The sequence below is a fragment of the Ruegeria sp. CDSA079 genome (genome assembly GCF_059612245.1).
Genome location: NZ_JBXWQF010000009.1, coordinates 132,155 through 153,355, shown reverse-complemented (window position 1 = coordinate 153,355; position 21,201 = coordinate 132,155). Strand labels below are relative to the sequence as shown.

Sequence of the window (21,201 nt, the reverse complement as noted above, 5' to 3'; positions counted from 1 at the left end):
AGATTGGTGACTGTGTTATTTGAGCCCCAAGGCTTGTCCATTTTCACCAAAGTGGTGCAGTTTTTCGGTTGGGAAATGCAGACCGATGTTAGCCCCCGGCTCAAGATCGGTATCGCCATTTAACCGCACTGTGACCTTTTCCTCGCCACCACAATCAACGATCAAGAAAGTATCTGCACCCAGGTATTCGATCACCTCGATGACGCCATCGCATTGACCTTCACCCGTGGGGACAACCTGAATGTGCTCTGGCCGAACACCAAGTTTGGTTGCAACGCCGGACCGGTCGAACGCGCCACTGCCACCGTGTTCCAGCCGGTAGATACCGCCTTCGGTGGTGCAGGGTAGAATATTCATCTTCGGGCTGCCGATGAATTGAGCCACAAACAGGTTTGCGGGGCGCTCATAAAGCTCTCGTGGGGTGCCGACCTGCGCGATCTTTCCGTATTCCAGAACGACAATCCGGTCGGCGAGCGTCATTGCCTCAACCTGATCGTGCGTCACGTAGATCATCGTGCGTTTAAGAGTTTGGTGCAGCTTGGCGATTTCGTAACGCATCTCAACCCGAAGCGCAGCATCAAGGTTTGAAAGCGGTTCATCGAAAAGAAACGCCGTCGGGTCACGCACGATAGAACGGCCGATTGCCACCCGCTGTCGCTGGCCACCGGATAGGTCCTTTGGCCGTCTCTCCAGGAAATCCCCCAACTTGAGAACTTCGGCGGCCTTACCGACTTGCTCGTTAATCTCGACCTTTGGCACACCGGCCACCTTGAGGGAAAATCCCATGTTTTCCGCAACCGTCAGGTGGGGGTAAAGCGCATAAGACTGGAAGACCATAGTCAGACCGCGCTTTGAAGGTGGATGATCCGTGACATCGCCGTCATCGATCAACAACGACCCGCGCGAAATGTCCTCGAGCCCGCCAATCATTCGCAACAATGTAGATTTCCCGCAACCAGACGGGCCGACGAAAACAATGAACTCACCTTCTTCGATCTTGAGGTTTACGCCCTTAATAACCTGCGCCGAGCCGAACCATTTTTCGACAGACTTTAGTTCGATGCTACCCATCAGGCCCTCCCTGCCCAGTGAAGCCAGACGGCGGCTGTCCATGTAAATGCATTGCCACCTGCGGGGCTGCCCGACTTTGGATCAAAATACTCTGCAAATCCGTAACCCGAGATCAACTCGGCAGTTTTCCGGCGCAGCTCTTCTGCCTGTTGTGTATGCCCCATATCCGCCAGTCCGACCCCGATCATCATATTCATGAAAGCCCATGTCGGGCCGCGCCAATACCTGCGCGCATCGAATTTTGGCATCTCGAGGTCATAGCTTGGAACGGGGTATGGAGCGGTCTCCAACGTCGACTTCAGCCGCTCAAGCATCTGGTCGGATTCGATGCCCGCGTACCAACATAGGTATGACGCGTTCGAAACACTGTTGGCCACTTCCCCGGTATGCGCGTCACGAGAATCGAAACTGCCTAGGTCATCGTTCCAAAGCGAACGCGCGCCGGTATCAAGCTTTTCGATATCGGTTGCGAGGCCTTCAGCCTCCAGACCCAGCTGTTCGCTGACTGCAAGTAGGTCCCGTGCAGCGCGTAGCGTCGTGAAGGTCATCGTGGGGTCCGCGACTCTGAACGGGTTCAGGGACAACAGGGCTTGCTGGTCCCACCCCGCACCTCGGCCGATCTGAACCAGTTTGATGTACCGGTCATAATCGAACTTTGTGGGTCGGTCGTCACTGTTCACATGGCTTGTATCGCGGCGCTGGTATTCGCCTACATCCGACGCGTCCATACGCGCCATGGAGTTATCCCAATCGGGCGCGTTGTCGCGGCCCGCTTCCCAGGGATGGGTCGTGCATACGGCGCCAAATTCATCAAGGCGCCATTTCATGATCCAATGATGCCACGCCAGCATTTTTGGGAACAGCGCCTTCATGCGAGCATCCCCAAACGCGGTATCCTGTTCCCAGATTTTGCGCACCATGGTCGCAGCAATGGGGGGTTGAATGATGCCCGAAGACGGGATCGGGCCATTGCATCCCCAAACGTCGGGGCCGGGGAAATACCCTTCATCCTGCTGGTGGAACAGGATATGCGGAACCATGCCGTCTTTCCATTGCCCGGTGAACAGCGTTTCGATCTCGGTCCATGCGCGGTCAAGGTCGAATTGGGCAAAGCCAAGCGCGGCAATCGCGCTGTCCCAGTTCCATTGGTATGGATACAGCCCCTCGGTCGGGATGGTGTAGCCTCCGCGATCGTTGGCAATCAGGATATTGCGCGCCTCGCGGTCGGGGTTCGTATGTTGGTTCATCTGTGTCATCCTTTGACAGACCCCGCCGTGAGGCCCTTGGTCATGAAACGTTCAAGCCCCAGGAACAACGCCATGATCGGCAGGGTGGCGATCACCGCACCGGCCATCAGGTGCTGACGGGGTATTTCCGAAGAGTTCAACATCGTGACGCCTCGGGTCAGGGTGAATTTCGACGGATCGTCCAACAGCATGAAGGCCAGAAGGAATTCATTCCAGGCGATCATGAAGACATAGAGCGAAACCGACGCCAGCGCAGGCAGGCTGAGCGGCAAAGTGATCTTCCAGATCACGGCCAGACGCGACAGACCATCCATCAGACCAGCCTCTTCCACTTCGGTCGGCAGACCACGGAAGTAACCCTGCAGCATGTAAAGCGCGACAGGGATCGTCGTGACCGGATAGACCATGACGATGCCGAGGATCGAGTTCCGCAGGCCCGTTATCGAAAACGCGATATAGATCGGCAGCGCCAGAACGATCATCGGCACCATGTAGATAAGCAGGATCGACCGCGAAAACGCCTTTTGCCCTTTGAACCGGAACCGCGCCACGGCATAGGCACCAGGGACACTGAACAGCAGTGTAATGAACACCGTCAGGACCGAGACGTAGAAGGACGTCCAGAGATAGGTGCCGAAATTGAAGTCGCGGAACAGCTCGGTATAGCTGCGGAACAACGCGGTGCCCTGGCTCAAGTCAACAGAGAAATCCAGCGGGTTCTGCAACAGCGCCTGCTGCGATTTCAGGCTGGTCATCACCATCACGTAGAATGGGATGACGACGATGGCCGTGAAAAAGATATAGCCAAATCCAGTGCAGAATCGGATCACCGCGTCTTCGAATTCATGGCGTGTCAGTTCGGCGAAGGGTAGCTCTTTGAGGATCTCGGCCAGTGACAGATGCATCACGACTGCAACAGCGATGATCGTGATGAAACTGGCCTGAACCGACGTATCGGGACCAATCAGAACCGGACCCAGGCCGCTTAGACAAGACAAGCCAAGCAACACGGAGACCGCCAGACGCGCCAGAGCATGGCGCGCTGGAAACGCAACATAAGTGAGACCTGCCACTGCCCCCCAGACCAGGCCCAATCCCACCTGCGGGCGAAAGCTTGCGCCAGTCGCGAAAGACATGGTGACGGCGATGGTGCTGGCAATAATGACGAGCCAGAGCGCGCCCAGAACCGGACCGGTTATGTAACCTTTTCGCATCAAAGACCCTCCTCACGGCTGATGTAGCGGAAGAAGACAAAGCTGAAGGCGATCAGGCACAGCAGGATGACCACAGCCACCGCCGCACCTGCCCCGATATTCGAGATCGCAAACGCCTGCTCATAGACATTCACGGTCAGTGTGCGGGTGCCGGCATTACCGCCGGTCAGCAGGAAGATGTCGTCGAACTTGTTGAACGTCCAGATAAAGCGCAAAAGGAACAGCACCGACAGGATACCCAACAGTTGCGGGATGCTCAGCAACCAGAACTTCTGGAAGGGCGACGCCCCATCCATGTCCGCCGCTTCATACATGCTGCTATCGATGGATTGCATCCGCGCCAGGATGAACAGGAAGGACAGCGGGAAATAGCGCCAAATCTCGAACACCGTAACCATGATCAGCGCCAGAGGGCGTTCGCCGAAAAAGTTGATCGGTGCGTTGGTCAGCCCCATCTGGATCAAAAGCGCATTGGCCGAACCCGAAAACGGATCAAACAGCGTGACCCAGGTAAAGGCCACCGCAATGACCGGTGCAACATAGGGAAACAAATAGAGCCCCCGGATGAACCCCTGCCCTTTGAAGCTTTTGTTCAGCAACAACGCCGCAAACAAACCCATGACCAATGCGCCAACGGTCCCGAACACCGTGTAAAACAGAGTGACCCAAAGCACGCCCCAGAACTCGGACCCGTCAAACACGCGGGCATAATTTTCGAGGCTGAAATCAAGATTGGTCAGAACATTCGGACCGCTTCCGGTCACACGCGGTTCTGACGTTTCGACCACGTCTTCGAACGCCTCGGGGTCGCCGTCAATGGCGACAGGAATGCGGATACGTTCGCGCTGCCCCCCTTCCAGAGTGCCGAAGTCACAAAACAGCTCTTGCCCGTCCAACACGCAGGGAGCAGCAACTTCCCCTGCAACGACACCATCGGGCAGAACATCGCTGAGGGTGACCCCGTCGATTGCGATCTCCTGACTGGAGTTGCGCAAGCGATATTCAATCCGCAGATCGTCGCCTGATCCGCGCAGGCTTTCACGTACAACTGGTGCGGGTGGGCGTAGATCGGAAAGGGTAAACGGCTTGAAGCTGATCCAGAAAATTGCCAGCAAAGGCAAGATCACAACAAGCGATACACTGATCACGGTCGGAGCCAGCAGCGTCCAGGCCAGACGCGCTTGGCGTTTGGCTAACGCCCCGGTTCCGGTCGGTGGGCTGGTCGAAGTCATGGGATACCTCGAAGGGTTGGGTGCAGCGGCGCGCGCGCCGCTGCAGATGCCAGTGAGCGGCGGTGTTACTCGACCTTGGCGAGTTCGTCGTTCATGGCTGCAACGGCTGCGGCCGCATCGATTTCACCATCGATGTACTGACGCACAACACGGTTGATCGCCTGAGAGTTGATCATTTTCGACGCCAGCGCCAACTGACCTTCAGCCACACCCCAGCGTTGCGCCACGTCCAGACCGCCAACGATCTCGTCGATCATGGCTTGTTCATACAGCTCGCCCAGCGGGGCTTTGCGGTCGACGCCCACGGGCAGTTCGGCCCAGGCTTCAGAGAACGCGGTCGGGTTGTCTGCGTTGCCGCGGCGTACCGGGAACTTACCCTCGGGCGCAATGGCCAACGTCTGAGTATAGCCGTCATCCATGGCAAACTTTACGAACTCCATGGCCGCGTCGGTGTCCGCATCATTGGTGATACCAAAATACCGCACGTCGCCCCAAGCCGCACCATCGGGGTTTGATGGGCCGGACAGTTTGGTCACGATACCGGTCTTGCTGGCCAGATCACGCGAGGTCGGATCATCATTGATGGTCGGCGGGGCACTGTCGCGCAGACCGGCCAATTCATCAAGAATGAAGGGCGACCAAATGATCATCGCCGCCTTGCCGTCGAAATACAGCTCGCGCGATTGCTTCCAGTACAGCTCTCCCGGAGGCGACGCCTCGGAGATCGCTTTGTAGAAATCCAGGACCTCGGTGGTCTTGGCTTCGTCCAGCGGCTGGAACCCATCGGGCCCGACCGGCGAGACGCCGTTTGCCAGGAACACATGCTCCAGTACCTGGCTCATGAAATTCTCATCAACCTTGGTGGCTGAGACAAAACCATACATTTCAGGCGGGTTGTGCAGCGCCTCAAGTGCCGCCTGAATGTCCGCGAAACTGTCGGGCGCTTCCAGACCGGCTTCGTCAAAAAGATCCTTCCGGTAGACAACCATTTGCGTCCAGCCATCCACCGGGACCGAGGCGGTTTCATCATTGAACGCAGCCATACCCAGTGCGCCCGGGGCGAAGGTGTCAGTTCCCAGTTCCTCGATCACTTCAGTCGCGGCTTCGGTGTCCAGAATTCCTGCTTCAGCCCATGGCAAGGCGTACTGCAACGGATGATAGACCACATCGGGCAAGTCGCCTGCGGCAAAAGCCGCGGTTGCGCGGGTGCCCAGATCGGTTTCGGTCACCGGGATCACCTCGACCGTAGTGCCGGTTTCCGCTTTGAACTGGTCCGCCATTTCTTGCTGCTTTGCAAGCCGTTCAGGTTGCTCTTCAGTTGTCCAGAAACGAATTGTATCTGCCTGTGCGGACACCGCCGCCAAAGCCAGCGCCAGCGATGTGCTCAGCACCAGTCGAGATGCCTTTGGTGTAAGTTTCATGGTCGGTCTCCTCCCCGATTACCATTTTTTAATTGAGTAACTTTGTGCGCCAACCCCTCGGGTGTCAGGCGCGGTGGTCCATCAGATTTCCGCTCTACAAGCTCGGCTTGGCCGAGTTCGCGTAGACCTTCAGGTGCTTCGCCACGGGTCTGCCGTATGAGCATTTCAGCAAGGCGTTCGCCGGCCCGCTTTGAGTCAACACTGAATGTCGTCAGCCCCGGGCTGACATATTGGCATTCGGGTATGCCGTCATATCCAAGGATCGAAACATCCTGACCGATTTGCAGGCCAAATTCTGCGCAAACAGAATAAGAACCCAAGGCGGCCAGATCAGTCGCAAAGACGATTCCGGTTGGCGGGTGGTCAAGCTCCAGCAGCGCCCGCGCTTGGGTTGCCCCCTCATCTCGACTACGGGCGCCTTCGCGGATCAGTTCAGGGTCAACTGGCATTCCAGCGGCCTTTAGACCCTCAAGATACCCCTCGCGGCGGAGGTGGCTGTAATTGAATTTCGGATCGCTGCCAACAAAGCCTATGCGACTATGGCCAAACGCACACAAGCGGGTGACAGCACTACAGATTGCCGCTTCACCTGAGATATCAAACCATGATGTATCGCTATCAGGGTCGGTCTGCCCATATCCGGTTCGACCATAGAGTATGAATGGAACATTCGACGCCCGCAGGTACTCGATACGGGCGTCTTCGACTTCCGTCCTTGGCAAGATGAACCCATCAGCCTTGCGCTCTTCCACCAGGCGCCCCAGAACGTTCAGCATGTCTTTTTCGGACTTGGCCGTTGAGATTGTCATCGTCCAATCGAATGCGCTGGCGGCTTCACAAGCGCCTGCCAGAAAATCCTGAAGAAATGGATTGTGCCTGTCTGGTTCTCCGCTGTTTACGACCATTGCGATAGCACGCACCTTTCCTGTGCGGATCGCCTGCGCGTGGCTGAGCGGGCGATAGCCCATCTTCCGAGCAGTGGCTTCAACCCTTTTTCTCGTGGATTCAGAGATATCCGAATAACCGTTCAAAGCGCGCGACACGGTGCTTTTCGAAAGACCGAGATGATCAGCCAGTTCGTCCAGTTTCACCCGTCCAGATGCGGAGTGGCGACGGAACGTTGGTTGATGCTTTGGTGGACTGGGATTCGTTATCATCTGACTATTTGTTCGTTCCGAAACCGGTTTCGGCAATGGAAAACTGAAAAAATTCAACTTTCCGGTTGGAACTCTCTGGCCTGCTGGAGAAACTCGCCTTTCAGGAGCCCGGCACAAACACGCCGCATCTTTGACCAAAAGTAAGCTTTTTGTGAAAAGCTGCCGTTACTAGCAACTAGTATTGCATGGGCGCGAACAGCAGCTCTGCGGCCGACTGTTACACTTTGCAGTTCGACAGAAAGGTACAATAGCGAACGGCGGCAGGTCCTCTTCCCCACCACTTTCCTTTCGTGGGCCAGCGGGATTTGGACAAGCCAAACGCCTCTGGCCATCAGGGGTAGAACGCTGCCCTCCCCCTCGGTCAACCCTATTAGACAGGGCCGTGTCCTCGGATACGTCTGCGCGCCGCACCACCCCTGTCGAATAGCATTGCCTCGCCCCTTCCCGCGTTCGCCACGTGGCAGATTGGCAGGATAAGGCTGCTTCGCTGTCTGATATGCAAATCAACCCTGATTATCCAAAAGCGAAGTTAGATCAAACGAAACTGTCTGAGGGAGTATGAAATGGGCTCGTTAGGTCAGTTAATGACACAAAGGTCAAATTCAACTGATGTCCAACGTTGGGGGCGCGTTCTGATGTCGAACGTTCTTCACATTTCTGGCCCAACTGTGACGATTGCGTCAGGTTCGTGTGATGTTCAATATTTACTGTGGAACGTCACAGATCTTGGACTTAATCAACGGCCAAAACCTCAATAAATCAGTTTAACACGTCATTCAATTCTGACCCAAACGTCAAGCATTTCTGACCCAGATCAACCAACGGCCTCTCACCGATACTGCTGCTCATGTCGAAACCTAAACTTGAACCAATCCACAATATAGTTTTGTAATGTACCGGCCGCCTTTTCGGCTAAAACGCTACCCGATCGCCGCCCTTCAAATCCAGAATTTCTCTGGCTTCGTCGGGCGAGGCAATCTGACTGCCCAGATCTTCTACGATGCGACGAATTTTAGACACCTGCTGCGCATTGCTTTCTGCCAGATTTCCACGAGAAATGAATAAGCTGTCCTCCAGTCCAACACGAATATTGCCACCCATTTGGCTTGCCGTCGTGGCAAGCGACATCTGTGCTCCTCCCGCTCCCAATACCGACCATCGGTAGTCGTCACCGAAAAGCCGATCAGCCGTGCGTTTCATGAAGATCAGGTTGTCTACTTCAGGTCCGATACCACCTAGGATACCAAAGATGAATTGAATAAATATGGGCGCTTTGAATAGCCCGATATCCATACAAAACTTTAGGTTGTACAAATGGCCGACATCATAGCATTCGTGTTCGAATTTGATGTCATGCGGCGCCAGGGTCTCTGCCGCTTCACGAATGTCCCGGAATGTATTGCGAAAGATGTTTTGATCGGAGTTCGCGACATAGTCCTTTTCCCAATCAAATTTCCAATCGTCATCGCCATACCTGTTAGCCAATGGGTGAAACGAGAAATTCATTGAACCCATATTCATTGAGCACATTTCGGGGCTGAAGGTCTTGGCTGGGGTGATCCGATCTTGAATGGACAATGTCAGTGATCCACCGGTTGATAGATTCACAACTGCGTCGGTGGCTTGTTTGATGCGCGGCAGGAAAGGCGAGAAATCACTCGGGTCGACTGATGGCGATCCGTTCTCGGGGTTTCGCGCGTGCAGGTGCAGGATCGACGCACCGGCCTCGGCCGCTTCAACCGCCTGTTGTGCGATGTCGTCATAAGTGTAGGGCAGCGCATTCGACATTGTCGGCGTGTGGATTGCACCAGTTACGGCACAGGTGATTATGGTCTTTTTCTGTCGGGCCATGGGTTCAGTTTTCCTTGGATTGTCCGATGTGCTTCACGCGGTAGCCCAGCGGAAAAAGTTGTAGGTCATAGCGGCTGCGGACGAGACCCCAGATGCCCTTCGGTGCCCTGAGCATGACGACGATCGCAACCACGCCGAGAACGATCAGGTAAGTTGTACCCAGGTCGGCCAACGTTTCGCGCAAGGCAAAGAAGACCAGCGTGCCTATGATCGGGCCTTCGATGGTGCCGATACCGCCGATCACCACGATGAAGATGACAAAGGCAGTCCAATCATTGACGCTGAATGCCGCGTCCGGCGAGATGCGCAGCTTTTGCAGAAAGATGAGCGCACCTATCATTGCCGTGAATGCCGACGTTACGACATAAACGATGAACTTTGTGCGCCAGATATCGATTCCCAAACTTCCGGCTGCCAGTTCGTTGTCGCGAATTGCCGTCAACGCCAACCCTTGCCGCGAGCGTAGGAAGAGATACACGGCTGTGACCACCAGCACAGCGGCCCCAAGCGCCAGCCAATAACTCAACGCCTCTCGCATCGCACGACCGGACGCCAGTGATTTCACAATGGCAACGGGCAGCGAAGACCCTGATCCTCCGCCAAGCGCAGTGATTTGTGCGAAGCTCAATCGAAAGACTTCAGCGATGACCCAGGTACCTATCGCGAAATAAGCGCCGCGGAGCCGGAAGATCAGAACAGCGACAGGGATCGAGATCAAAGCCCCCAGCACTCCTGCAGCTGCAATGGCGGCCAATGGATGCAGCCCGCCCAACATCGTAAGCGCGAAGAGCATGTAACCGCCAAAGCCGACATAGGCCTGCTGGCCAACTGACACGAGACCGGCGTATCCCGCCATAAGGTTCCATAGCGTGGCAAGGGACAGATAGAGGAACAGTTCACCCATCAGGCGCATGTCGGCGCGACCCGCCCACCAAGGCGCAGCGATCAGAGCAAGCAGCGCAATGGCAGCGAGGATCGCAGCAACCCGGGCTGCATTTGATGATCGAGATACAGAATAGTCCTGTAGGTTCATCCGGAGATCCTCGGGAAGAGACCGTTCGGGCGAACGGCAAGAATGACAAGAAATGCGATATGGCCAGCAAGTACCTGCCAACCCGGATCGATCTTGGCGCCGATGGTTTGAGCGACGCCAAGAATGACGCCACCAACCAGCGTGCCCCAAAGATTTCCGAGCCCACCAATTATCACGGCCTCAAAGCCAAAGATCAGGCGACCGCCGCCAATTGAAGGGTCAAAGCTTGTCCGAATACCAAACAGGATACCGGCTATTGCCGTCACGCCCAGGGCCAGAGCCATGGCCAGGCCAAAGATGTGTCGGCGATTAAGGCCCATGAGCTGGGCGATGTCCTGATTGTCCGAAACGGCACGGAACGCGCGTCCCAGAGCGGTATGATAGAAGGTCCATTGCAGCCCCCAGATCACTGCGATGGCGATACCGAAGGTGAGAAGCGGTAAGATTCCGAGTGCCACACCGCCCACGGCAACGCTTGCTGTTTCCAGCGCACCGGCATTCAATGTTTGGGGGTCTGCGGTGTAGACCTCTAGCAACCCGTTCTGAATGATCACGCTCAGCCCAAAGGTGACAAGCAAGGGCGGAAGTATATCGTCGCCCAGTGTCTGGTTCAGAAGACCGCGTTGAAGGGCATACCCGATCAACGCCATGGCGGGAACGACGATCACCGCCGTGGCCATCGGGTGCATCCCCGTCGCGGTCGTGACGGTCAGCCCGAGATACGCGGCCAGCACAATCAGGTCGCCATGGGCAATATTGACCAGCCGCATAACTCCAAAGATCAAGGATAGCCCCGCCGCGAACAGAGCATAAAGCCCCCCCAGCAAAGTTCCCTGCACAATCGCGTTCAGCCATTCCATTTCATTCGATCCCGAAATACGCGCGCGAGATATCCTCACGCGAAACGGTGTCAGACGCGCTTTCAAGCGAAACGCGGCCCTCTTGCAGGCAGTAGACCCGGCTCGAGACCGACAGTGCCTTGGTGATGTCTTGCTCGACGATGATCGCGCTCATGCCCTCGCCTATGATGCCGGGCAGCGCCTCGTAGATGTCTTTGATAATTATCGGCGCTAGTCCTAGGCTGATTTCATCAAAGAGGATCAGGTCGGGGTTTGCCATCAGTGCGCGCCCGATGGCAACCATCTGCTGTTGACCACCTGACAGCGACGTAGAGGCCTGATCTTTCCGCTCTTCAAGGATCGGAAACAGATCATAGACGGCTTGCATGTCCCAATGGCCTGCGCGGCCAACTTGGGCACCGATCATCAGGTTTTCTTTGACTGACAAGGAAGGGAACAATTGACGACCCTCTGGCACCATCGCCAGGCCAAGTTCCGCAACCTCGTCCGCGCGTAGACGGCTGATATCCTGACCCCGGTAGTGGATCTGCCCCGGTCCGTTCGTCAGCAATCCGGTGATAGACCGCATCAGGGTCGTCTTGCCTGCACCGTTGGCACCAATAATTGCAAGAACTTCACCTTCGCCAACGTCCAGTTCGACATCGTAGAGCGCTTGAAAGTCGCCGTAGTGGGAGTTCAGGCCGCGTGTCTGCAGAATTGGATCAGGCATCGGCTTCGATCCCTAGGTAGATTTCTTTGACTTCGGCGCTTTCCATGATTGCCTGTGGCTCGCCCTCGGCGATCTTCTTTCCGAAGTCGATAACGATCAGGCGGTCCACAACGGCCAGCAGGGCGTGCACGACATGTTCGATCCAGATGATGGTGACGCCGGACGCGTGGATGTCCTTGATGGTTTGAACCAGCGATTTGCACTCGGCTTCCGTCAGGCCACCGGCGATTTCGTCCAACAACAGCAATCTGGGCTTGGCACATAGCGCGCGCGTTAGTTCCAAACGTTTTCGTTCCAGCAATGTCAGGCTGCCTGCAAGTACGTTTGCTTTTAGCAGCAGTTCCGTTTGGTCCAGAATTTCCAGGCAAAATCGTTCAGCTTGGTGCCCATGCAGCCCAGCCGACTGTGTTGCAGCTATCATTGCATTTTCGAAAACAGTCATTCCCGAAAACGGCTGCGGAACCTGAAACGAACGTGCGATCCCTGCATGGCTGCGTTTTGCTGCGCTCCATTTGGTGACGTTCTGACCATCAAACTCGATACCTCCAGAATTTGGTTTCAGCGTCCCTGTGATCAGGTTGAACATCGAGGTTTTACCGGCGCCATTGGGGCCAATCACCCCAAGCGCCTCACCTTGTTGGACCTGATAGCTCAGCGCATCGGCGACAGTGACTGCGCCAAATGCCTTGCACAGGTCTTGGAGATTCAGGATTGTTGTCATGCTTCTCTCGGATGGAGGGTCCGGCGCCAAGATCGGCGCCGAACAATTAGTCAGCCCAGCAGCTTCATGTCTGCCGTCACCGGAACCTCGGGTGCGGTGCTGTTTGCAACAATCTGCAATTCGTACGCGTCTCCGGACTTCTGCCACTGGCCGCCGACCAGCGGTGTTTTGGTGACGTTATTCATCGGTCCATCACCCCAGTTCACCGGCCCGACGATTGTGTTCAGGTTCGTGGACGTGATCGCCGAAATGATCGAAGACGGGTCTTCCAGATCATCAGCTCTTTTGATGACATCAGCGACGACCTCAAACAGAGCATGTTTGAAGCCAAGCGGTTGGGTCCACGGACGACCTGACTCTGCCGTATATCCTTCGGCCAGTTCCTTCGAAGTGGTGCCTGTCAGCGAAGACGAGAATGGATGGTGCGGAGACCACCAGACCTCGGTCGACAATCCATCGCCGCGGTCACCCAACGATTCAATAACGGACGGGAACAGCAGCGCCTTACCAATTGTGACGACCTTCGGGTTGAACCCTTGCTGGGCCGCCTGGCTCCAGAATGTCGCGAAATCCGGTGGGATCATGTTGCCGGTGACAATTTCACAACCAGCTGCTTTGAACGCTGCGATCTGGTTTGAGAAGTCGTCGGACAACGGCTGATAGCGGCCGGGATCGGTGAGTGTATAACCGGCGGCTGCCAGCGGCTTGGGCAGACCCAGCTCCTGATCACCCCAAGCGTTGCCGTCCGCATCGTTGGGGAAAAGACCGCCCACAGTCTTGGTCACGCCAGTCTTGTCCCACATATCGAGGAACGCTGCGATCACATCCTCAAGACCCCAGAAGAAATGATAGGTGTTTTCAAATCCCTCCCCTGGAACACCGTTGCGCCCAAAGAAGTATGGCTGCCAGGGGCAGTCGGTGGTGATGCAGGGAACTTCATTGATCTCGGCCTGATCAGCAACGGGGTTCACCGTGTCCGGTGTGGATGCCGCCACGATGATATCAACCTCATCGCCCAGGATCAGATCGGCGGCGACCTCTGCTGCGCGGTTCGGGTTGGACTGGCTGTCTTTTGAGATGATCTCGACATTCCAGGTCTTGCCGTTGTTGTCCAACCCCGCCGAAAAGACCTGCTGAATGGCTTGAAGCACATATTCATCAGCTTCGGCAAAACCCGCCAAAGGCCCAGTGCGCGGGCTGACATTGCCGATCCGAAGCGTCGGGTTTGCAGCATAGGCGCGCGTCGCCCGGAGGATGGCCGGAGCGGCAATCGCCGCAGTTGCCCCAGCTATGAAACTGCGCCTTGTGGCCGTTTTGAAAGTCCTTGTCATTGCGTCCTCCCTTCACCGGCCTCCCGCCAGTGTTTGATTGATCTTACAAAGTCTTCTCGAGATTTTTCAGATGGTTCGCGACGCGCTGGCGAACTTGGTCTGCCTCGCCCTCAGCCCATTTCCTGAACCCTTCGCCGGATTTCATGCCCAGCTTGCCCGCATCAACAAGCGACTTGAGATAGGATGAAGGTCCCCTCTGCGCCTCAAGATCGTGCAATACGTTTTCGTGGATATCGAGCGTCAGGTCAGTTCCAACAAGGTCAGCGTTCTCCAGCGGCCCGAGCACTGCTAGTCGGCGTCCAAAGCTGGATTTGATTACCGTATCGACTGCTTCCGCGTCGCAGATACCGTTTTCGACCAGGCTGACAGCTTCGCGCCACAAGGCGTGCTGAAGACGATTGCCGATAAAGCCGGGCACATCCTTTTCGACCATCACCGGTGTTTTGCCAGCGTCCTTCAAAAGATCGATCATCGTCTGCGCTATCACAGGGTCTGTCCACTCGGTCTTGATGACTTCGACCAGCGGGATCATGTGCGGTGGGTTCCACCAATGCGTTCCGAGTGCCCGGTTTTTTAGCCGTAATCCAGACATGATCTGAGTGATCGGCATGACGGATGTATTGGACGCGAGAATGCACGTCTGTGGGGCATGCTTTTCGATCTCAGCAAAAATCGTACGCTTGAGATTCAGTTTTTCCGGCGCGGCTTCGAACACGGCGTCAGCATTTCGAACCGCACCTTCCGTTGTCGCAAAGATCTCAATCATCTTGAGGGTTTTAGTGATTGTAACCTCGTCATCCCCCATCGCCGCCATACTGGCGCGAATGCGCTCAGACACTGTATCCCGAGCTTCTCTTATGGGGTCCGTGATAGCGACGTATTGGCCTGCTCTTGCCAAAGTCAGGGCAATGCCATGGCCCATCAGGCCTGCACCAATCACCGCCATCTGCTGCTTCTTGCGCGCCATCATTTAACCCGCCGTATATCCACCGTCGGCATGAAGGATATGCCCGGTGTAAAAATCAGATGCCCGCGACGCGAGAAACAGGAGCGGACCGGCAAGGTCTTCAGGCTCGCCCAGCCGACCTTTCGGGACACGGGTAAGGAAACCATCGCGCACCGCTTTGGCCTGGTCGGTGTCTTCAAACATCCAAGCCGTCAGCGGCGAACGGAAGACCGTGGGTGCGATGGCGTTGACGGTTATACCGGTCGGCCCCAGCTCACACCCCAAGGCCTTGGTGATCCCGTTTACTGCGGCCTTTGAGGCGCAATACGCCGTGTAACCGGCCGGATGGCCAAGGATACTGCGAGCTGAACTGACAAAGATGATCTTGCCGTATTCGCTGGCTTTCATCTGTGCCGCTGCTGCGCGGGCCAATAACCAGCTTTGGTTTACATTGGCATCCATTACCGCGTCAAAAGTTTCGGGTGCCATTTCGTTGATCGGCGCAACCTTGTTCATACCCGACGCGACAACGAGAATGTCCAGCTTTCCAAAGTTGTTGACGGCTTCGTCTACCAAAGCATCACATGATGCTTCGTCAGCAGGACGGGTATTTACGGTGACGACGGTTGCACCAATCGCCTGGCATTCATTAGCAATCTCATCAAGCGCATCTTGATTGCCCGCAGCCAGAACCAGGTCGCAACCTGCCCCGGCCAGAACACGCGCAGCCACCATCCCGAAAGCGCCCGAGGCTCCTGTGATCAGCGCGACGTTTCCCTTAACGTCAAACATCTTGAGTGGATCAGACATTCTTATAGTCCTCAGCTTTCTGGCGGATACGGAATGACCACGAGCATTTTGCAGATGTGGTTTGCGCGGTTTTCAATTTTTCGCACTTCGCCCGGTGCGATCGTGCAGCTGTCCATGGGGCCAAGAGTAGTTTCGGCGCCGCCAACGATGACGGTCATCTCGCCTTCTAAAACCACGTAGACCTTCTCGAACGGCGTAGAGTCCGGCCCCGCCCCGCCCCCAGGCAGGAACTGGCTGAAGCCGATCCACTGATTTTTTGGCCCGCCCTCCTCGAACCCCTGCAATCGAAGCCCGTGACATCCAAAGTGGTTCGGTGCTTCGTAGGGCCGGGCATCTTGAAACCGCTTTAGATGCATGTTCGTCTCCGCTCAGGAAAATAGAATTGGCGGTCGCCAGCGAACCAGCGATCGGTCCGCGAGTGTTCAGAATTCTTCGCCAGCCTCGATGCGGTAAGACTGGTTCTTGTCGATCATCGCGACCAGGCGGATGATGCAGCCATCACCACGGTCCCAGTTCCATGGGAAAAACGCGAAGGTGCACCGCTTGCCGGTAACCGCATCAAGATCGCCGCCGACATTTTCGATGCCGAGTATACCTCTTGAGAACAGCATGTTATGCACCGGCTCCCATTCTGGGAAATCAACCTCCCATGGGGTTCCGCCCGACCATTCAAGGTACTCTTTCTCAAGGTGCGGCAGGATCGGACCGTTGCGTTGTGGACCAATGGCCGTTGCCAGCGGGTGATCATTTGCCTGGGTGTCATGCCCAACAACTTTCACGCCTTTTTCGATCATCCACTCAGCGGCTGAAGGAACAAGACCCGGGCAGTAGGCGAAGTAGTCACCATCTTCGTACTGCTTGTGCCAACCTGTGTTAATGATCAGAACATCGCCTTTTCGGATCGCGTGCCCGCAGGCCTTTTCCAGATCATCTCCTGTGATTTGCTCCCACTTCTTTTTGGGAACCGAGACGACCAGTCCCGAACCGAAGAAGTGCGGCAGCGGCACTTCGTCGATGAAGGGCGTTCCCTGAACTACGTGCGCTGGTGCATCGATATGCGTTGTCACGTGCATGGTCGTGGTAATCGTCTGCGACAAGACGCCCGACTTGGCCATGTAGTGTTTCCGGTCGATCTGAACGTCTTTGAAATAGGGCCAATTCGGACACTGAAACCCGTATCTGTGGCTAAGGTTGTAGAACTCCAACCCCATGTCATTTTCGGTGTTGCCCTGGAACTCGATGCCGCGGATTTCAACCATTGGGCATATCTCCTCTGTTCGCCGACGAAGCGGCGTTGGTCGATTTGAATTGTTTGGGTGGCCTCCCCACCTGTCCCGTATCATGATGCACACGCACCACAATGCGGTCAACAAGAAACTCACATTACGGTTGACTTGCACCGCATTGCGATACATTGTTCTTGAATATTCAATACCGGCATGCGGTGGCAGAAAGAAGTGTGAGGACAGATTAAGTGTCTGATAAAAATGAAAAAGGTGGAATTCAGGTTATTTCACGAGCGGCTTCGATTCTGCGTGTTTTGAAGGAAAGCCAATCTGGAATGAGCTTGGGGAAAATCGCCGACCGCGTTGATCTGCCCCGCTCTACGGTACAGAGAATCACAAGCGCCCTTGCAGAAGAAAAATTGGTTATTGCCGACGCGAATGGAAGCGGATTGCGGCTAGGCCCTGAACTGAGCGTCCTCGCAGGCGCAGCCAACTACAATATTGTAGAACACAGCCGGCTTCTATTAACGGAACTGACCCAGAAGTCCGGAGAAACAACAGACCTCGCAGTCATGCGTGGCATCGGTATGGTTTTTCTAGATCAGGTTCCCGGCGTGTACCGTTTGACAACCGTCTCGAAAGTGGGGGAAGTTTTTCCGTTGACCACCACGGCGAATGGAAAAGCGTGTCTTGCCCAACTCAGTAAAGAGGATGCGATCAAGCTAATTCGAAACGAATGGAACCGGAATGGTATCCAGAGGAACTTAGATGAGTTCTTGTCCGAGCTGGCTGTTATCCGAGAACAGGGTCTAGCTTATGATTTGGACGAACATTCCGCCGGCGTGTCGGCAATAGGTTTTTCCTTCGTCGATTGGGTTGGAGATTTGCACGCAATCTCCATTCCGGTACCAACGACCCGGTTTTCAAGACAAAAAGCAACAATTGAACAAGCGCTACGTGAGACAGCCGCCAATATCCATCAAACTTTTCAGTGACCTGAAAAGCGAGATCTGGGTTCAACGAAGCCGTGCACCCCAGCTGGCTCAAACGTTCACGATGATCGGAATAGCCTCAGGAGTAGTTTTTCTTAGTGATATGAAGCACAGACTCCAAGACCTCAAACGGTCGCCAAGGCTGCCAGCCAGTTAGCCCATTCCCAAGCCGTAAACACAAGAGCTGTATTAAGGCACCTTGGACAGTGTCGCCAAAAATGCGACTAAGTCTGCAATCTCGCGCTCAGACAAATTCAACACCGAGAGAATGGCTTCACCGTCGGCGTGCAACCTTTCTGCATCAATTTCGCTGTAGTGCCTGATCACCGCATCCAAGTCGATCAGGCTGCCGTCATGCATGTAAGGCGCGGTTTCGGCCACGCCCCGCAGGCTTGGCGTACGAAAAGTCCCAAAATCGGAGTGGCTCCTGCGTACACTGCGAACCGCCCATGCACCTTGCCTATCCGGATCATCGCTCCAGTCGCCGTCTAAAGTGTATGCGCTTGAAAGTAAGAAGTTCAATCCACCGAACCGCCCTTCGTCGACTTCGGTTTCGTTCAGAAAATATGGAACGCCAGCATCGTGGAACTCATTGTTAGAAAACCTCGGACCGTTGTGGCAAAACACACAATTTCCGCGTCCCAAAAAGAGCTGAAGACCTCGCTGGGCAGCTGCGGGATAGTTCGCAGCCGCCGCTAAATCTCGGCGTTCCAATGCATCCCTGAAATCGTCAAATTGCGTCCGCTCGGTCCCCAACGTTTCCAGGTAAGCCGATATAGTTTTGGCAGTATTTACCAACACCAATTCTGGTTCTTGAACCTGGATACTGCCAAAAATAGTTTCATAATCACCGACATATGAACTCTCAGAAATGGCCGTTTTTAGGCTTTCTTTACTATGCGCCAACTCCTGTTCTTCGATGATCGGATGCAAGCTGGCTGCCCAAAGGTTGTCGCTCTTGCCGCCCCATCCGTACCAGCGGAGACCGGCAAGGTTTCGAAGTGATGGTGTGTTTCGATCTAACAGGACGCGGCCAAGCGCACGCGCCTCGGAAGTCGCAAATGCCTGTTCAGGATCATGACAACTCGCGCAAGAAAACGCGCCATCGACTGACAACACCGGATCGTTGAACAAGGCCGCGCCGAGCGCAATCGCTCTTGAATCACGTGAAACCCTGTTGCTTGGATCCGATTGAACAATCGGAGGCCACGGTCCGAAAGACAGCGTTTTTTGAATTTCGTCTTCAGATAAAAGGACTTCGGCGCGCACCGCACCCGTCAGGACTATTAACGCAGCTGTCACCCACGGCTTCATTTTAGCGCAATTTCAGACGTATAGGATACCGATCGCCCGCTGAAATCGACGTTCACCTGCAGCTCCCACAAGCCCGGCATGTGGAATAGCATATCATCCACACGGAACAGTCTGTCGCTTATTGCAGTGACCTTTGGAGCGTAGTTCAACCCGTGTTGGTGAGCGGGCATGATCGCGTCGACACGCACCTCACTGACGGCAGTTTCACCGCAAATTGTAACCAAAATGGAAAACGGTTGGGCTAAGGAAATTGCAGCGGCAGCCACATGCACCGCGGGTGCGTTTTGTGTTTCCGATCCCATGCGTTGTCCCTCTGCTTCACAAGCAACAGCCGCGCCGGATGATGCAAAAAACACTAAAACCCAGCGGATCATTCTGACGCCAGTAGACGCTCTGCGTTGGCAAAAGCGATGTTGTCAGCGATCTGATCCGGAAGCAAATCCAGCCATTCACGCGAAAAGTCAGCATGAGGGCCTACGTAGTACCAACGCTCCGGTGCAAACGTATCTGTACCAACCATGAAACGATCGGGGTGCGCTTCGAACGCTGCCTTCCAATCTGGGTCGACGCGGCTTCGCGAAACCATATCCGAACGAAACGCCAGATCGGCCCATAGCCTGGGATAGGCGTCTAAGGCATCGACCACACTGGCCGGGTCGTCAAAGCCAGAATGGGCCCACAATACCCGTGCCTCCGGCCAGGTTTCGAAGATCAAATCAACTGCCTCGCGATCGCCGTGGTGGTGAAGAATTAGGTTCTGTTCTTTTGCCATCGCAATCATGCGCTGGATAACTGGCGTTTTGATATCGTCCCCATAGGCATGAAATTCGCCGATGGCTTCGTAGTCGTTCTTGGCCAGGTTTGCTTTCAGATAGTCGATAACCGTTTCATCGTGCATCCAGGTGTTGATTTCACCGCGACGACGATAAGGGCGAAGCGCTGGAACAACGATGTCCGGCGCTGCGGCCAACAGCAATTGCGTACCATTGTCGTCCGAACTGGAAACGAGCGCTTTCCGAACGCCCGCGTCCCGGAGAATTTTGGCCACTTGTTCGGGTGGCACCAGTTTTACGGCATCATGGCTGTAGTGGATATGTGCATCGAAGATCGGTCGCTCTTCTGCGAGTGCCGTACCGCAGAACAGCGCTGCACCTAAAAGGAAAGTGTGTTTCAGCACCTTAAGCATCCTCAGCAGAATTCAGACTCTGGCAAGCTTCACATCGAAGTTCACGTACAAGAAAGGTTCGGTGATCTTACCAGAAAGTTCCATGTTATCGGGAAATTCTGAAGCTGGTCGTTCAACATACGTCATCACCAAGTCATCCCGAACGCCAAACACTGTATCCTGATCCAGGTATGGATCGTCGTTCGGAAAGATCTCGGTCACCAAAGATCTATGGCCGGGTGCCTTGACGATATAATGCAGGTGCGACGGTCGCCAGGGATGACGACCGCAGGCGCGCAGGATGCCCCCAACAGGTCCATCTGACGGCACCGTATACTCGACTGGTTTGACAGTTGTGAAGGCGTATTTACCATCCTCACCAGTGGTCATCAGACCATGAAAAGAATAGGTGTCCTGTTCTTCATCCTGACTCGCGTACATTCCGTTTGGCGCAGTTTGCCAGATGTCGAGTTCAGCGCCAGCAATCGGATTACCCTCGGTATCCCGGATAACGCCTTCAGCAAGCAGAACCGGCCCTCCGTAATGACGCTTCATATCGCCGCCAATTGGCAGTGGGGGGGCGCCAGAGACGTGAAAAGGCCCAAGAACAGATGAGCTTGTTGCGTCCGGACTTGAATGCAGCATGTCCACCAGCGATGACAGGCCCAATACGTCCGAGGCCAGCACGAATTCATGCCTGTCCTCGGTTTCCACAGCAGCACAACCTTCTAGGAATGCAATTCCCGTGCGCCATTCGTCATGCGTCAGGTTGGTTTCTCGGGCAAAGTCGTGGAGATGCCTGACCAGAGACCCCATGACTTCACGCATCCGCGGATCGGTGTCCTTCGACAGGTACCCCATGAACACGTCGGTGATGTTGTCTTTGGTGACAGAGCGCATC

At 55.3% G+C, this 21,201-nt stretch carries 21 protein-coding genes; 1 reads left to right on the top strand and 20 read right to left on the bottom strand.

The annotated features are described in order from the left end of the window. Positions 1 to 15: 15 nt before the first annotated feature. From AC2FJZ_RS12100 to AC2FJZ_RS12025, 16 genes are all read right to left on the bottom strand, one after another. Positions 16 to 1,071 carry an ABC transporter ATP-binding protein gene (locus tag AC2FJZ_RS12100; RefSeq protein WP_496673528.1) on the bottom strand — a complete coding sequence of 352 codons (1,056 nt, stop codon included), beginning with the start codon at positions 1,069 to 1,071 and terminating at the stop codon, positions 16 to 18. Beyond that, positions 1,071 to 2,318: an MGH1-like glycoside hydrolase domain-containing protein gene (locus tag AC2FJZ_RS12095; protein WP_496777792.1), complete on the bottom strand. Its 1,248-nt coding sequence runs from the start codon at positions 2,316 to 2,318 to the stop codon at positions 1,071 to 1,073. The genes AC2FJZ_RS12100 and AC2FJZ_RS12095 overlap by 1 nt, the downstream gene beginning before the upstream one ends. Before the next feature lie 5 nt (positions 2,319 to 2,323). Next, positions 2,324 to 3,532: a carbohydrate ABC transporter permease gene (locus AC2FJZ_RS12090; protein WP_496777790.1), complete on the bottom strand. Its 1,209-nt coding sequence runs from the start codon at positions 3,530 to 3,532 to the stop codon at positions 2,324 to 2,326. Further along, complete coding sequence (locus tag AC2FJZ_RS12085) at positions 3,532 to 4,764, bottom strand: carbohydrate ABC transporter permease (protein ID WP_496777788.1); 1,233 nt, start codon at positions 4,762 to 4,764, stop codon at positions 3,532 to 3,534. The genes AC2FJZ_RS12090 and AC2FJZ_RS12085 overlap by 1 nt, the downstream gene beginning before the upstream one ends. Before the next feature lie 65 nt (positions 4,765 to 4,829). Continuing rightward, positions 4,830 to 6,185 (bottom strand): ABC transporter substrate-binding protein, encoded by a 1,356-nt coding sequence (locus tag AC2FJZ_RS12080; protein WP_496777786.1) that lies wholly within the window; start codon positions 6,183 to 6,185, stop codon positions 4,830 to 4,832. Then, positions 6,182 to 7,276, bottom strand: coding sequence for a LacI family DNA-binding transcriptional regulator (locus AC2FJZ_RS12075; RefSeq protein ID WP_496777784.1), 1,095 nt, complete (start codon positions 7,274 to 7,276; stop codon positions 6,182 to 6,184). Before AC2FJZ_RS12075 ends, AC2FJZ_RS12080 begins: the two co-directional genes overlap by 4 nt. A 978-nt stretch (positions 7,277 to 8,254) precedes the next feature. Beyond that, positions 8,255 to 9,193 carry a 3,5-dioxohexanoate:acetyl-CoA acetone transferase gene (gene kce, locus AC2FJZ_RS12070; RefSeq protein ID WP_496777782.1) on the bottom strand — a complete coding sequence of 313 codons (939 nt, stop codon included), beginning with the start codon at positions 9,191 to 9,193 and terminating at the stop codon, positions 8,255 to 8,257. Positions 9,194 to 9,197: 4 nt separating this feature from the next. Beyond that, on the bottom strand, positions 9,198 to 10,226 hold the full coding sequence (locus tag AC2FJZ_RS12065; RefSeq protein WP_496673549.1) for a branched-chain amino acid ABC transporter permease: 1,029 nt from the start codon (positions 10,224 to 10,226) through the stop codon (positions 9,198 to 9,200). Next, positions 10,223 to 11,086 carry a branched-chain amino acid ABC transporter permease gene (locus AC2FJZ_RS12060; RefSeq protein WP_496777780.1) on the bottom strand — a complete coding sequence of 288 codons (864 nt, stop codon included), beginning with the start codon at positions 11,084 to 11,086 and terminating at the stop codon, positions 10,223 to 10,225. The genes AC2FJZ_RS12065 and AC2FJZ_RS12060 overlap by 4 nt, the downstream gene beginning before the upstream one ends. 1 nt (position 11,087) lies before the next feature. Next, on the bottom strand, positions 11,088 to 11,795 hold the full coding sequence (locus tag AC2FJZ_RS12055) for an ABC transporter ATP-binding protein (RefSeq protein WP_496777779.1): 708 nt from the start codon (positions 11,793 to 11,795) through the stop codon (positions 11,088 to 11,090). Further along, positions 11,788 to 12,516, bottom strand: coding sequence for an ABC transporter ATP-binding protein (locus tag AC2FJZ_RS12050; protein WP_496777778.1), 729 nt, complete (start codon positions 12,514 to 12,516; stop codon positions 11,788 to 11,790). Before AC2FJZ_RS12050 ends, AC2FJZ_RS12055 begins: the two co-directional genes overlap by 8 nt. Positions 12,517 to 12,566: 50 nt before the next feature. Continuing rightward, positions 12,567 to 13,847: an ABC transporter substrate-binding protein gene (locus AC2FJZ_RS12045; protein WP_496777776.1), complete on the bottom strand. Its 1,281-nt coding sequence runs from the start codon at positions 13,845 to 13,847 to the stop codon at positions 12,567 to 12,569. Positions 13,848 to 13,890: 43 nt separating this feature from the next. Next, positions 13,891 to 14,817 carry a 3-hydroxyacyl-CoA dehydrogenase family protein gene (locus AC2FJZ_RS12040; RefSeq protein ID WP_496777774.1) on the bottom strand — a complete coding sequence of 309 codons (927 nt, stop codon included), beginning with the start codon at positions 14,815 to 14,817 and terminating at the stop codon, positions 13,891 to 13,893. After that, complete coding sequence (locus tag AC2FJZ_RS12035) at positions 14,818 to 15,603, bottom strand: SDR family NAD(P)-dependent oxidoreductase (RefSeq protein WP_496777772.1); 786 nt, start codon at positions 15,601 to 15,603, stop codon at positions 14,818 to 14,820. It lies immediately after the preceding gene. An 11-nt stretch (positions 15,604 to 15,614) separates the two neighbouring features. Continuing rightward, positions 15,615 to 15,959, bottom strand: coding sequence for a cupin domain-containing protein (locus tag AC2FJZ_RS12030; RefSeq protein WP_496777771.1), 345 nt, complete (start codon positions 15,957 to 15,959; stop codon positions 15,615 to 15,617). Between the two features lie 66 nt (positions 15,960 to 16,025). Then, positions 16,026 to 16,862, bottom strand: a complete 837-nt coding sequence (locus AC2FJZ_RS12025; protein ID WP_050605358.1) for a cyclase family protein — start codon at positions 16,860 to 16,862, stop codon at positions 16,026 to 16,028. Positions 16,863 to 17,077: 215 nt separating this feature from the next. Between AC2FJZ_RS12025 and AC2FJZ_RS12020 the strand changes: the two genes are divergently transcribed. Next, positions 17,078 to 17,824 carry an IclR family transcriptional regulator gene (locus AC2FJZ_RS12020; protein WP_496777769.1) on the top strand — a complete coding sequence of 249 codons (747 nt, stop codon included), beginning with the start codon at positions 17,078 to 17,080 and terminating at the stop codon, positions 17,822 to 17,824. A gap of 186 nt (positions 17,825 to 18,010) precedes the next feature. Here the strand turns inward: AC2FJZ_RS12020 and AC2FJZ_RS12015 are convergent, their stop codons facing one another. Genes AC2FJZ_RS12015 through AC2FJZ_RS12000 form a run of 4 tightly spaced genes read right to left on the bottom strand, consistent with a single transcriptional unit; the run spans position 18,011 to position 21,200 of the window. Continuing rightward, positions 18,011 to 19,123 (bottom strand): cytochrome-c peroxidase, encoded by a 1,113-nt coding sequence (locus AC2FJZ_RS12015; protein WP_496777767.1) that lies wholly within the window; start codon positions 19,121 to 19,123, stop codon positions 18,011 to 18,013. Positions 19,124 to 19,131: 8 nt separating this feature from the next. After that, positions 19,132 to 19,509 carry a hypothetical protein gene (locus AC2FJZ_RS12010; RefSeq protein WP_496777765.1) on the bottom strand — a complete coding sequence of 126 codons (378 nt, stop codon included), beginning with the start codon at positions 19,507 to 19,509 and terminating at the stop codon, positions 19,132 to 19,134. Continuing rightward, positions 19,506 to 20,321, bottom strand: a complete 816-nt coding sequence (locus AC2FJZ_RS12005; RefSeq protein WP_496777763.1) for an amidohydrolase family protein — start codon at positions 20,319 to 20,321, stop codon at positions 19,506 to 19,508. The genes AC2FJZ_RS12010 and AC2FJZ_RS12005 overlap by 4 nt, the downstream gene beginning before the upstream one ends. Positions 20,322 to 20,333: 12 nt before the next feature. Further along, a complete protein-coding gene (locus tag AC2FJZ_RS12000; protein WP_496777761.1) occupies positions 20,334 to 21,200 on the bottom strand; it encodes a dioxygenase family protein in 867 nt (288 codons plus the stop codon). Position 21,201: the final 1 nt, after the last annotated feature.